General features: G+C 41.2%; 9 protein-coding genes. 4 read left to right on the top strand and 5 right to left on the bottom strand.

Annotation, left to right across the window (positions count from 1 at the left end; translation table 11 throughout):
* Positions 1-265: 265 nt before the first annotated feature.
* Positions 266-466, top strand: coding sequence for a hypothetical protein (locus OTG27_RS20840; RefSeq protein WP_268937975.1), 201 nt, complete (start codon positions 266-268; stop codon positions 464-466).
* Between the two features lie 589 nt (positions 467-1,055).
* Here the strand turns inward: OTG27_RS20840 and OTG27_RS20845 are convergent.
* Positions 1,056-3,215, bottom strand: coding sequence for a serine hydrolase domain-containing protein (locus tag OTG27_RS20845; RefSeq protein WP_268937976.1), 2,160 nt, complete (start codon positions 3,213-3,215; stop codon positions 1,056-1,058).
* Between the two features lie 290 nt (positions 3,216-3,505).
* On the opposite strand from OTG27_RS20845, the gene OTG27_RS20850 reads away from it, so the two are divergent.
* Positions 3,506-5,299: a helix-turn-helix transcriptional regulator gene (locus tag OTG27_RS20850; RefSeq protein WP_268937977.1), complete on the top strand. Its 1,794-nt coding sequence runs from the start codon at positions 3,506-3,508 to the stop codon at positions 5,297-5,299.
* A gap of 603 nt (positions 5,300-5,902) precedes the next feature.
* On the opposite strand, the gene OTG27_RS20855 is transcribed toward OTG27_RS20850, so the two are convergent.
* From OTG27_RS20855 to OTG27_RS20870, 4 genes are all read right to left on the bottom strand, one after another.
* Positions 5,903-7,051, bottom strand: a complete 1,149-nt coding sequence (locus OTG27_RS20855) for a serine hydrolase domain-containing protein (RefSeq protein WP_268937978.1) — start codon at positions 7,049-7,051, stop codon at positions 5,903-5,905.
* Positions 7,052-7,687: 636 nt separating this feature from the next.
* A complete protein-coding gene (locus tag OTG27_RS20860) occupies positions 7,688-9,019 on the bottom strand; it encodes an erythromycin esterase family protein (protein WP_268937979.1) in 1,332 nt (443 codons plus the stop codon).
* Positions 9,020-9,270: 251 nt separating this feature from the next.
* A complete protein-coding gene (locus tag OTG27_RS20865; protein ID WP_268937980.1) occupies positions 9,271-9,537 on the bottom strand; it encodes a hypothetical protein in 267 nt (88 codons plus the stop codon).
* Between the two features lie 333 nt (positions 9,538-9,870).
* On the bottom strand, positions 9,871-11,232 hold the full coding sequence (locus OTG27_RS20870; RefSeq protein WP_268937981.1) for an erythromycin esterase family protein: 1,362 nt from the start codon (positions 11,230-11,232) through the stop codon (positions 9,871-9,873).
* Between the two features lie 474 nt (positions 11,233-11,706).
* Here OTG27_RS20870 and OTG27_RS20875 point away from each other — a divergent pair, with 474 nt between their 5' ends.
* Complete coding sequence (locus tag OTG27_RS20875) at positions 11,707-12,285, top strand: sensor domain-containing protein (RefSeq protein ID WP_268937993.1); 579 nt, start codon at positions 11,707-11,709, stop codon at positions 12,283-12,285.
* Positions 12,286-12,404: 119 nt separating this feature from the next.
* Positions 12,405-14,198, top strand: a complete 1,794-nt coding sequence (locus OTG27_RS20880; protein WP_268937982.1) for a helix-turn-helix transcriptional regulator — start codon at positions 12,405-12,407, stop codon at positions 14,196-14,198.
* The last annotated feature ends 116 nt before the right edge of the window (positions 14,199-14,314 follow it).

Consider the following 14,314-nt stretch of genomic DNA (forward strand, 5'->3'; position numbering starts at 1 on the left):
CGAATATATGTTAAACAACTTAAAATTTTCAGAATTCTTATATTGGATTTTACTTTACATAAAAAGAAAAGGTCTCCCACAGTAACTGTGAGAGGCCTTCAACTTTAAAAATATTCACATGTTAGGTGAGCACTCATTACTGAATCGTCGTTAAACCCTATATTAAGGGATTTAAGCGATGATTACATCATGCCGCCCTTCCAAGAGGTGGTTTTTTACTCTTATATGGGTTGGCAAAACCTTTGTATCAACTTGGGTTATAAGAATGGAGATTGTATACGTTGGAATGAAAAAGAAAAAAACCTTAAATCCAAATCAAACTGCGTTATTAAAGAAACATATAAAAAAATTTGAAGAAAAAGATGGTGTTTTAACTGAAGCCTTCACGATTGATGGTGATGCAGGCATGATTTTATACGGATTTGTGTCTCCGAATAAAACTGTAAAAGGCGTGGTTTTTATATAGATCAATAAATCCAAAGGAGTTTTGTAAATGAATTTAAAAAAGGGTTCTAGTAGCTGTCTTGTTTTTTTTTGTCTGTGTTGGTTGTATCAGCTTGTGAGAGTAATGGCGTTAATGGAGGGATTGGAAAGGCTACTGAACTCAACTTGAGGGAAATTAAAGCATTTATGGATGATGAAAAAACAGGGTTTTTATATGTGAAATCAGCATTTGATTCTGATAAAGAACTCGTTGAATGCAGTTAAGCGAAATTGAACGAGTTACCGAGGCTGAAAAGATTGATTTTTATGTGTTTGATGCAAAAGAACTGCCTACTTCAGAACTTTACGAACAGGATACTTAAAAACGTACTCTTGTGCAATATTCAGGAACCTTCGCATTTTATCAAGAGGGTGAAATCAAAGAGGAATTGGATTTTAAAGATATTTCAGAAAATGATGTTTCTGGCGAAGTTGAAAAATTTGTTCAAAATATGAAGCATGATTAATCCAAATAAGGTTAACCACAATAGTGCAGTTGACCATTGATAAAGCAATCGTAGCAAGAAAACCGACACCGCACTCAAATAAAGGGCACGATGTCGGCTTTAAACTTAACGGCCAAACTCCTTATTGAATATTTTATCGCGAGCCCCTATGACTTCCGGGGCCACCGAGTTGATGGCCGTTACCAAAATATGCTTGCCGCCTATAGGTCCGCCAACTCTCGTTTCAAATCCGAAAGTACCGCCGGCATGCCCCCAATAGGATTGCCCATCCGGTGTTTCCCCTTCATAAATCCCTAGTCCGACTTTACCCATAGGTGAATCTACTGCTGTGAGCATCTGGTCCATCATTTCTTGATTCAGAAGCTTTCCACCCAACAGCGCACTGAAGAAGGTGGTCAGATCATTGACTGTTGATACCATATCACCGGCTGCATTTGCCCATGATTGATTTATTTCTGTCAAATCATACAAATGACCCGATTTGTCCATATTATATCCTGTGGCATGCTCACCTGGAATATAGGAACTATTGCCCATCACGAATGTCCCTGTCAGCCCGAGCGGTTCGATGAACCTTTTCCTGATCTGCTCCGCATACGTATCTCCTGTTACCTTCTGAATAATTTGACCAGCTAGCACTGTGTTGATGTTGGAATAATTCCATCCCTCCCCTGGTGCAAATACAGGTGGCTTTTCAAGTGCCAAACTGATAAGCTCGTCGGCGGTATAATAACGGAATGGATTTTGAGGCAAGGTAATATCCCGCATATTCGAATCTGTATAGCTCGCAAGCCCGCTTGTATGGTTTAATAACTGACGAATCGTAATTTTATTGCCGTCATACCCGTTACCCTTGATGACCCCCGGCAGCCATTTTTCGACCGAATCATTCAGGTTCAATTGTTTCTCCTCAGCCAACTGCAACACAACGGAAGCGGTGAACGTCTTCGTGATGCTTCCAATACGGAATGAAAAGTTCGGCTCCACCGGGCGTGGTACTTCGTAGCTAGCTGTACCTGTAGCGTAGGACCAGCGTTTCTTGTCTTTTAGCCCGCCAGCCACGACACTTGGGACTCTTTTGTTGGTTATCACCTCATCCATGACGCATTTAACTTCTTCCCGATGCTTGCTTCTCTTTTCCTTCTCCTTGAGTTCTTTTTTGGCTTCTTTTGCGAATTCCGACGCTAAAATATCGTTGATATGTTTATCCGCATTTCCCAGTACATTGATATTTATCGAGATGACATGTTGACCGTCTTCCGTTCCGCCTGCAAAGTTGGTAAATCCGGGAATACCGCCGCCATGTCCCCATACGATGGTTCCGTCCGGTAGCTTTGTTCCGTGTATACCAAGTCCATACTTTCCATATGGGGAGTCGGCTGTGCTGGTCATCATTTCCTTCTGTATCTCTGGTTTTAACAGCTTTCCTCCTAATAAAGCGCGGAAAAACGTCGTCAAGTCTTCCCCAGTCGAGATCATTTCCCCGCCGGCGTTAGCAAATGATGGGTTAAGCACAGTAATATCCACTAATTTACCTCCAGTGTTCAAGTAGCCGCGTGCATTTTTCTTCGGAATATCTACCGAGCTGCCAGGGAGGAACGTTTCTCTAAGTTGAAGCGGTTCAATAATTCGTTTCTTAATCTGTTCGGCATATGTTTCCCCGGTGACCTTCTGGATAATGAGCCCCATAATAGCCGCATTCGTGTTCGAGTATGCCCACCCCTTTACCGGCTCTAGCTCCAAGGCCCGGGCAATTAACTTTTCGGGTGTATAATTTTTGCCTGGATTTTCAAGTAATTTAGTCTTGAGCTCCGGAGTCAAGTAGTCTGGAAGTCCGCTTGTATGATTTAACAATTGACGAATCTTAATGTTATTGCCGTCGTACCCATTGCCCTGTACAAGCCCCGGTAGCCATTTCTCCACCGTATCATCGAGACTTAGCTTCTTCTCGCCAGCAAGCTGCAAGGCAACCGTAGCGACAAACGACTTTGTTGTACTTCCGATCCGGAAAGCGGAGTCGGCGTCCACCTTATGGTTTCTTTCAATATTCGCTTCACCGGAAGCATATGACCAGCTCGCCTCTCCTTTCTTCACCGTATTAATAACGCCTGGAATATTGTCGGCATTGGCAGCTTTATCGATAGCTTGTTGGGTTGGCGTCTTACACGCCGCATGTACAGTTCCATAAGCAGGAAATATCAGTGTACCCGCCAATATAGCTGTTAAGGTATGTGCTGCTCCTTTTTTATTGATGAATGATTTCATAATGCATCGCTCCTATTATTTTGGAATGTTGTGTTGCTTCACTCCCTAACCTTACCCCCGAGGTTGTTAATTCGGACAGTGTTGAAACCGCCAAACTTTTGATGACATCGTGCTCGAACCTTTCACAAATATTTGTATGACAAACTGTCAACTGTCTCATGTGACATGCTTGACAGCCAAGGTCTAACCGTTCTCCCCCTTCGCTTGACGAATCGGAAGTTTTGGTACATGATAGCTCTGAATCATTCGGGATTTGGTTTGTAAAAAAATAAAGTAGGTGTACATAATCCATGTTCTCCATAATGAAAAAATGGTTCTGGTATGATTGGATATTTGTGGCCATACGAACGCTTTGGCTGGTCATAATCGTAAGCGCTGTTTTTAACAATCCGTCATTAATCGATGCGTCGCTTTGGATTGTACTTTCTCTTGCTTTTGTCGTTTACCTCATTCCATTAATCGTCCGCTATAGGAAAGAAGAGCGGTATCTAGCAGTCGATGTCACGGCAGCGGGCTTTTTTCATCTTTATTTAGCCTACGCAGCGCCGGGATTGCTCTGGTCTTTCGTTTTACTCGTGATGATTATCGGCTTGGCGAGCAGTCGCAAAACCTATATGTGGACAGGTATCCTCTGTGGAATCGTATTCCCGGCATTGAACGGTTGGATCGCTGATCGTCTCCCGTATGAGTTTATCGTTAGCTGCAGCATTGGTTTTGCCATCGGCATCGCGTTTAATATATTAATTCAGTCCCATAAGCAAGCCCGAATTATTCAAGAGCAGAAGCTGTTGCTGGAGCAGCATATTAAGCGGATTGAGGAACTTACACTGATAGAGGAGCGCAGCCGGCTTTCACATGAGCTGCATGACACGATTGGCCATGCGCTTACCTCGCTCATCGTCGGCGTCGAATCGCTGCGATCTTCCGTGCCTGATTCGCAGATCGAGAGGATCGATTCGCTTGTCGGAATTGCCCAGCACAGTCTGGATGATATCCGAAAGCATCTGCACCAGCTTTCTCATACTCAGTTAAGCCATTCGTTAAGTGAATCGCTGCGGCAATTAACCGAAGAGTTTATGAAGTCGACAGGCATAACGGTCAAATTTCGTGTGATCGGCAACGAGACTCTCGTTATGCAAAAAATAAACTTTTGTCTGTATCGCTGCCTTCAAGAGTCTTTAACCAACGCGGTTCGGCACGGTCAGGCGAGCTTGATATCCGTTCAACTGCATTTCGATAGTCATCAGCTTCGGTTACAGATCGAAGATAACGGCATCGGAATGGAAGAGATCCAATTCGGATTTGGGCTCAATGGGATGAAGGAACGGCTTGAACCATTTCATGGCACGCTGTCCGTTCATTCCCGGTCTGGGCAAGGAACTTTCGTCATATGTAATATTCTGTTACAGACAGAGCCAGTACATGACACGATTCGCCTGCTGATCGTTGATGACCAGGCGATCATTACCGACAGTTTGAAGCAACTTTTGGATCAGCACGCTGATTTTACCGTTGTTGGTAAGGCGGGGGACGGGTGCGAAGCATTGGAACATTGTGAGCGGTCACAGCCGGATATCGTGCTAATGGATATTCGCATGCAGGAAATGGACGGGCTTGAAGCTTTACTTGAGATGAAACAACGATGGCCTGATATGAAGATTGTGCTCATGACAACGTTTGAGGATACCTTGCAGGCGGCAACTGCATTGGAGCGCGGGGCGGAAGGCTACATGCTGAAGTCGATTCATCCGCGGGAGATGAAGGAAGCCTTGAAACTTATTTATAACGGAGGAACCTGGATCGACCAATCGGTCGCTACGCGAGTTTTCGAGGAGATGAAGCGTCAGCGCGAGCAGTTGGAGAAAATCGGCTCAAGTAAGGAAAACCACCCGTACGGGCTTACGAAACGCGAGATGGAGATTCTAGAGCACCTGTCAAACGGGCTGCGCTACAAGTCGATTGCTGCAAAGCTATTTTTATCGGAGGGAACGGTCCGCAATTACTGCTCGAAACTCTACTCGAAGCTCGACGTCAACAACCGTGAAGAAGCAATAAAAATGGCGCGAACGGAGAATATCGTGTAGGAGCAGGAGAACTTTTCCGATATTTCTCTTTTTTTTTCAAATGCTTCTTCCGCTAAATAATAAAATCGTTTATCAATCTTAACAAGTTAAAGTCAGTGGTTTGAGCCATTGACCTCCTTAATTCGCTAACGCACCCGTTAGTTTATATACAAACCTTCACAATCTTGCTAACCTGCCTGTAACTTCGGCGTTATTTTGCACTAATTTTGAGTGCTATTTGCACATCCAACTTCAAAAATAGGTCATCCCCAAAACGAAAATTGAGCTTATAAGTTACAAGAAAGTCCAAAATTTCGTTCTGGGGGTACTACAAACCTTAACTTGATGGCAATGGGGTCCAACCACACATCCATCAACTTAAAAAATTGCTTTATTCCCAAGTGAAAAAAACACCATCCTTTCCTATGATTCTAGAGAAAGAATAGCGTATTTTTTATTTTAGGGAGGATTTTGTTTTATTAGATTATTAGCATTTGTCACCGTAATTCCAAAATCCCCAAATTTTTTTTTTAGAGTAAGTTTGTTTTTTGGACCAAAAAGGTATATTTTCAAATATAAAAACTATAAAAACTATAACAAAATTTATCCGGTTTTCCTTTTTGCCTACTTGCTAAATTCAGCAAGTAAAATATTTTTAAAAGGATCAGGGGTATTATTAAGGCTGTTCAAATTGACGGCCAATGTATGCTTGCCTCCAAGTGTGCCACCCGCAAAAGTGGAAAATCCTAGAACGCCACCTGTGTGTCCCCATATCGAGACACTGTTTGGAAGCTTAGTTTCATAGATTCCAAGACCATATCCGGTTCCTTCTCTTCCTGTAGGAACTGTAGTAAGCATTTGTTTTAGTTGCTGTTCCCTCAGTAATTTGCCACTGAGTAAGTAAGAGAAGAATTTGTTTAAGTCTTCAGCAGTAGAAATCATATCTCCATCCGAGCTACCTGGGTTAATATAAGTAACGTCTTTTAGCTCACTTGCTCCGTCTAGTTGGAAATAGCCACGGGCATGCTTGGTGCCTGGAATCACGCTTGAATTGCCAGGTAGGAATGTATTCGACAAATCAAGTGGTTCAATAATCCGATTTTCAACCTCTTCCGCATAGCTGTTTCCAGTTACTTTTTCAATAAGGATCCCCAGTAATACGTATCCTGTGTTTGAATAAGACCACCCCTTTCCTGGGGCAAAGTCTGGGGGAAGAGAAATCCCCATCTTTACGAATTCTTCAGCCGTATACGATTTTTTTGTATCCATAATATCAAAGTCTTTTGAATTTACATAGTCAGCGATACCACTTGTATGATTCAATATCTGCCGGATAGTAATCTGGTTACCATCATATCCGTTTCCTTGAATGACACCAGGCAACCATTTTTCAATGGGGTCGTCTAGATTCAAACGGTTCTCTCCAGATAATTGAAGTAGAACTGTTGCAATAAACGTTTTCGTCACACTGCCAATGCGAAAGCGAAAATCTGTTTTCATCGGTTTCTTGGTTCTCAGATCCGCTATCCCCGCAGCATAACTCCAAGTTTTTCCACCCTTATGAATTTTAGCAAGTATCCCAGGGTATCCATGTTGCAGTGTATCCCGCATTGCTTCCTTGACGGAAGTACGATCTCGTTGAGTACTTGTTTGTAACGAACTAGATACATTTTGCGTGGGTTCTGCTTTTGAGGTTGGTGCTATGTATAACAGGGAACTTCCAGCTATTAAAAGTGCTAGACTTGCACATGTAATTTGACTACGTGATTTCATAAGGCATTCCTCTCCTCTATTTAAATTGTATAGAAGGTTGATAGCTGTGTCATACTAACCACACAGCTATCAACTCTACCAATGACAAAAAGTCAACATTGAATTTGCAATTATCTTACTAATTATTATTTTCACAAACATCATTGTGTCCTAACAAACGGTAAATCCCTCTTTTTCCACATCATGTTAACCATAGTAATTATTTATTTTTCTTAAAACACTCTTGTTACTGGTTTGTTTTTCATAGATAGGTCATACCTCGCCTCTTTATATTTTTATCATATACAATGAAAATCTCTTTTCCCTTTACCTATTCCTTACATTCGAAATCGCTTCTATAATAGGTTGAAGGAGCATCTGTGCCCGAAAGCGCAAAAAAAGAAACGCCTCGAAACAAAAAATGAGCTGACTTTTCAAAATAACTAAATGTAGAGACAGAAAATTTTCATTTTGGGGGTACTTCAAAACCTTAGCTTGATGGCGATGTGTTTCTACCTCGCATCCCCTTTAATTTGAAAACACTTATTCCATCTAATGACCCTTTAATGGAATAAAGTGACTGAATTTTCAAACAACTATATTGACACTTAACACTACCATCAATACTACACTTCGTTGAACCACATTATTACAAATTTATTGATGTAGTTGAGATGGACTCACTTTTTGAATTTGAACAAGTATATCAAACGCTTTACCTAATGATATATCAACAGTTTTTGGTATATCAGGCCCTTCGATAGTTATTCCAGCGAAAATTGGATGTTGTTCGTTTAACCAAGTTTTTGTCACGCCGTTTGCCTTACGTAAATCAATAAAAAATTGATCTTTTTTAACTTGTCCAAAGATGTAGTTATAACTGTTTGGATCATCCGATTTTAATATTCCATATGGGCCAAATTCACCATCGCTATTCTTGACATTATATTGTCCTTCATAAACTGACGTTCCAATAGATACGTACCGTTTTCCATAATATTCTGCTAAATGCTGCCCAGCTAATTTAGGGTATATAAAAGGAAGCATATTTGTTTTCGAAACGTGTCCATTATGTCCCCATACAATGGTTTTTCCTAAATGTTCTTCAGTCCACTTCGCATTTTCATACATTGCAATATCATGTTTCAAATAAAAATCCGATGGTTTATCAGGAGGTGTCGCTAACATTGTAGTAAACTGTTCAATAATACGAGCATTTTGTTTTATCCATGCGAACTCTTTAGATTTCCCATTTAAATAACTTTTATTTTCCTCTAATAAAGCACTGATTTGTTTAGCATCTGAAACATACTTTTCTTTTTCTTCTTTCGTAAGGCTGTCAAAGGTATCCATATCCTTTGTTACAGGAATAAGACCTTTTATCTTCTCTTCTACTCTAGGTACAAGATCTGAATTGTTTCTTTTTATATATTCTATTATATTATTATAAACATTCTCGTTTACTGATTGAATGTCCATCCCAATGATACGCACTTTAGATTTATGTTTTGGATTAGCATTATATTGTTGAATCCAACTAAGTAGATCTAACATTTCTTTTGTTTTAAATACAGGTGATAGATGTTGGCTTGGGTTTCCCTTACCAGTAAGAACATATCGATCAAGCTCCAAAGCTCTGTCCCATCCCTCTTCTAAAACTAAGTTGATAAATCCCTTTTCAGATACTAAATAATTAACAATGCGTTGTTTCATTGTAAAAACTTCGTGAGCCCCATGCGTAGCTTCACCTAAACCTACAATTGAAGCTGAACCTACCATATTCTTAAGTGGTTTTAAATCATTAAAAGATGCAGTTGGATTAGTTGTTTTTAAAGGCTTTGCATGCATTTCTAACCATTCCGCTATTTGATTTGTATTGTAGGGAGCTGTCATAGGAACTTCTGTTTTCGAATCTGCATAAGTACTTCCTACAAAGTTAGTCAGTATTATAGCAGAAGCACCAAGTGCAATAATTATTTTCTTTTTCATAAAAACCTCCTGAAATACTTACTTATTAGTTTTTTGACATGCCCTAAGGATTTCCGTTTAAACCATTAATGCTCTTATTACTTTTAAGATAAATTTATTCTAGTTCCTAAAATTCACTTATTTCTTAATAGATTCTTAAGATTCAAGTGGTATATTCGCACTTAGTGAGTCTAAATTAACTCTTATTACATAATTGTCTTTACTAAAATCACTAACTGTACCAAAATGTGCTTCGGAATCTTAATTCTTTCTCATCTATTTTCTTTGATTGAATGTTTCATCGGTTCTTTATAAATAGCTTTTTCAGACTCTTTAACTAACGTTATATCATTACGTGCAAAATCTTTAAAAAACGAAAAATTCCAACTTCTCATATCGCCATGGTTAACTTGGAAATCGACGGTGAAATTACCTTTCTTTGATTTCATTTTTTCCACTGTTACGGATAGATTTTTTCGATCAGACTGTATTTTAATAGAAGTTTGCTGTTCCAATGTATCAAACTGATTTTTTTTCATGCAATGCTACTTTTGGGTGAATTTCCAAATAACTTGTTTTTTCTTATAGAGACTGAGGAACTATCATTCTTCCTTTTACAGTTCTATGATTTTCAGATTTATTAGTCTCTAAATCAATGCCATCTGGCAACAAGGGAATTTCCTTTCATTGGTCGTTGTAAACCTCTTATCTGACTTGATCATATTGCCCACCATTTGGAAATACCACTGTGTAATTAATTGCGGTTGATGCTTTCCCTTTAATAATCGAATCAAAGTGAACTTTTACGTCTGCAAACAATCCCTCATCCTGGTAACAAGTTAAGGGGTTGTCTTTGTCTTTTTTATTTTATATTACTTGATATGCGAAGGGGTTGTTTTTTGAATATGAACCATAATGTCGAATTGCTCCTGAAGGGAAACATCATCATCATATTGCGGTACGTTAGGATTGATTTGTGCAACGCCATCAAAGAATGGCTGCTTTTCTTTTACCCATTGCTGCGCGGCTCCATTCAATTTACGAAGATCTAACAGGAACTGATCGTAATGAACTTGTCCAAACATATGATTGGAGCTGTTCTCGTTCTTCTGAATGGTATCCGCTGCAATCTTATTTTCACTGAATGATTTATATGCTGTAAATTTGCCTTCCGTGGTGGTGGAGCCAATTGCTACATATTGATTACCTACACGTTCTTTCAGAAACTCCCCGGCGACTTTAGGATACATCTTCTCAGTGATAACACCTTTAGCTATGTGAATATTGTGTCCCCAAACCATCGTTTTGCCGCCAAATTTTTCTTGAGCCCAAACAGCGTGCTCGGCTAGATACTGATCATGCAGCTTCACCATGCTCGGATAGTCAGCCGGAATCCCCATCTTCGTAAAATTCTCTATCACCTTAGTCGTTCCTTTCACCCAAGCTAGCTCGTGTGAATCAGTCTCATTATTCGACTCCGTTTTGTCTTCAATTAGTTTGACTACTTTTTGCGCATTAGCCATATGCTTTTCTTTCACTTCAGTAGTTAGCTTCATATATTCCTGTAGATTACCTGCCACCGATGACAACTCGTTGTAGCTTTGCTCGACTTCCGGCAGCAAATCAGGATGATGCTCCTTTACATAGTTGATCACTTTATCGAAGACACTTTGATCCAGCATTTTTAAGTCGAGTCCGATGAATTGAATTTTCTTTTTATTTACAGGATCAGAGTTGTATTTCCGCATCCATACTACCATAGCAACGATCTCATCAGTTGGGTACAACAGCTTCAAAAACTCCCTAGGGTCGCCTTTTCCCGTTTGGATATACTCGTTCAGCTTTAAACCGTTGCCCCAATCCTCTTCAATCCCAAAATTGGTAAAGCCTAGCTCAGTGACCAAATACTTCACGAGGCGATGCTTCATCATAAAAATCTCCGAGCTTCCGTGAGTAGCCTCTCCTAAACCAACATAATTTGCATTCCCTATCATGTCTTTTAGCGGTTTTAAATCATCCAACGCTTGTTTCGGATCTAACGTCTTCAGTTGCTTCGCCTGCAATTCAAGTGATTTTGCAATACTATTTTGAGATATTTGAGCTGTCTCAACTGGTTGGGTTGTTCCTATTAGATCCGACTTTTCAGCTGGTCTCGTACTGCAACCTGCAGTTAGAATCGCTGCACTTTGCATTACGGCAACTCCACCGTAAATCATTTTCCTTCTTTTGTTCATGGTATTCACCTCATGGATTTTTTTGAAGTACGACTCTTTCCGCATACAAGCATATTGGGTCGTCTTCAGTAATCCAATTGTCACTCACTCACTATCATTTAAGCTAGTTACAAATCTTCACTATTTATGTGACATGCAATGCTTGCTAACGTATTGATCAACGCCAACATGTCACAAAGAAAATGATGACATGTTGTCACTGGTGGAAATGACGGCTGTGCGGTTAGTATGGAGCAGTAGGCAACCGCACCAACCTATTTTTTAAGAGGAGCTGATTCACCTATAGAAAACCGTAGTCAAATCATTAACAACTTCAGAACAGTGTTTCCGTCTATGGCGTTTACTTTTTTTGCTGAGGTTGAGCAGGTTGGATATATTCCGAAAATGTCACATAACATTTTTACACTGGTGCGGTTGACGGAAGAAGCCAAACCATACAATACCGCTATTACACGGAGAGGAGCGATGAACCTTATGAAATCAGGTTTCATCCAAAATGGTTATTTTTTATTATTAACTTTCGTTACAGGCTTGTTTTACTTTTGCTTTTATATGGTAGCTCTGTCGTTCAGTTTAAGTCTTTCATTTATAGTAATCGGCATTCCGCTATTTACACGAGTATTGCGAACTACGACAACCTTCATCCAATTCGAACGTACGCAGACGAAAATTTACACAGATATTACGACAGCACCTTACGACAAAAAAATAACAACGGATGCAACGATTTGGACTCATGCCAAATTAGAACTTACAGATCGTCGCAATTGGCTCGCCGTCTTTTGGTTAATGCAGAAGTTGGTGATCGGACTCGTCAGTCTCGTCAGTGTAGCCGTTCTCTATTTAACACCGGTTGCATTCCTGTTGGCACCAATTTTGTATCGATACATCGATATGAATTTCATTTTCATGCAAGTAGATACTTTTGCGAAATCACTCATTATCATGGTTCTGGGGGCGGTGCTTGCCGCAATAAGCGTCAAGTTGGGTGACCGGTTAGCGAAAACATTCGGAGGTTATACGCGAACCATGATTCAACAGCTAGACCGATAGCTTTTTTTTCCGACCTTTGTGCAGGTGACGGAGCGTAAACAGCCAATTATACACTGTACAAAGGTTTGGTTTATAATACTATAGGAAACAAACAGATAGCTGCTTAGGGGTTGAAAGAATTGTTGGAAATGGTCAAAAAATGGTTTTGGTATGATTGGATTATGCTTGGGCTCCGCCTTATTACTAGCGTTTCGCTCATTCTCACGACGATCAGATTTCAGGAAGGTCTAGCGCTGTCTTTATGGATTGTTATTTTTTGGGAGATTTCCGCTTTATCCATTCCCTGGATTTGCTTGCAGCTCAACTACAAATATTATTTATTCACAGAGATACTGCTCTTTGGCGGGCTATGCGTACATTTAACTTCGTTGTTTCCGGAAGCTTTCCCTTCATTTCTTGTATCAGTCTTTCTGATCGCAGCGAATAGCGCTCGTCTGTCTTATCATTGGACGGCGCCGGCAACGGTCTTGGTAATACCCGGAATTTTTTATGTTGTTTCGCCTAATAACAGCTATTGGGTCATGGTAATCTACTACGGACTTGCTTATGTGATGGGATTCACTTTTCATTTATTGACCGTCAATCATCGGCAAAATGAAACGATTCGCAAGCAAAACGCGGTGCTTGAGCAATATATGTCCCAAATCGAGCGTATTACGCTGGCAGAAGAGCGAAACAGGATGTCGAGAGAGCTTCACGATACTGTCGGTCATGCTTATACTTCCATCATCATGGGAATGGAAGCGTTCCGCTCCGAGCTTGCTACTGAAAAGGGTATACAGAGACTGGATTCCTTGCTAGAGTTGGGCCGCAAAAGTTTAGAGGAAGTGAGGGGCTTCTTGCATCAAATGGAGTCTCCACAGCAGTCGCTTTCCTTGGTTCAATCTCTGCAAAAGCTTGGAGATGAATTTCAGGAGCATGCCCGGGTCGAGGTAAGCTTTCGTGCGTTCGGAGAGGAGTTCCAACTGTCCCGACAAGCGAAAATGGCGTTCATTCGCTGTTTGCAGGAGTCACTTACGAATGCGGTGCGTCACGGTCAGGCGACGGATATCACCGTTTCTTTGAAATTTGGGCACCAAGATATAAGATTGGAGGTGCATGACAACGGAAGAGGGATGGAAGAATGGCAGGAGGGCTTCGGCATGAACGCGATGAAGGAGCGGGCCATGAATTTGCAAGGTCAAGTGTTCGTCTATACGAAACCAGGGGCCGGTACGCTTGTCACCTGTACGTTGCCGCGACAAGCGGAAATGGAGAACGACCTTATTCAGCTGTTGATCGTCGACGACCAACCTTTTATTCGGGAAAGTCTGCAGGTGCTGCTCGACAAGTACCAAGACTTGAAAGTAGTCGGCTCGGCGGAGGATGGCGAACAAGCCGTCGACCTGTGCGGACGCCTCCAGCCTCACGTAGTGCTAATGGATTTGGATATGCCACGCATGAATGGATCCGAGGCAACCAAAATGATCAAACAGCAATGGCCGCATATTCGCGTATTGATTTTCACGACGTTTCAGGATGCGGAGCAAGCGTTGGACTTACTGCGCAGTGGTGCGGACGGCTTCCTGCTAAAATCAGCCGAACCGTTAGAGCTGGCCGATACCATCCGGCTTATTCACAGAGGAGGCACATTAATCGATCGAGGGATGTCCCATAAAATATTCAAGAAGCTCGATAAGAGCGTCAAATCTACGCAATTGAAAGCCACCAACGACTATGATCTGACTAACAGGGAAATAGAAATATTGCAGCTTGTTGCCAAAGGGCTCCGGTACAAGACGATAGCGTCCAAGCTGTATTTGTCGGACGGCACGGTCAGAAACTACGCCTCCTCGGCCTATATTAAGCTAGGAGTACACAACAAGGAAGAAGCCGTCCAGAAAGCATTGGAGATCGGAATCATCGTTAGCTAGAATTCGAAGGACAAAACTGAAAGAACAGGCAACTGATTCTGAGAGAGCAAACAAACGCGGCAAACCACTTAGGCCGTGCGCATCATAAAATCCTATTCATAGAATAAGGGTTCTGC

This window comes from Peribacillus sp. AS_2 (assembly GCF_026891895.1).
GTDB classification, from domain to species: Bacteria; Bacillota; Bacilli; order Bacillales; family DSM-1321; genus Peribacillus; species Peribacillus frigoritolerans.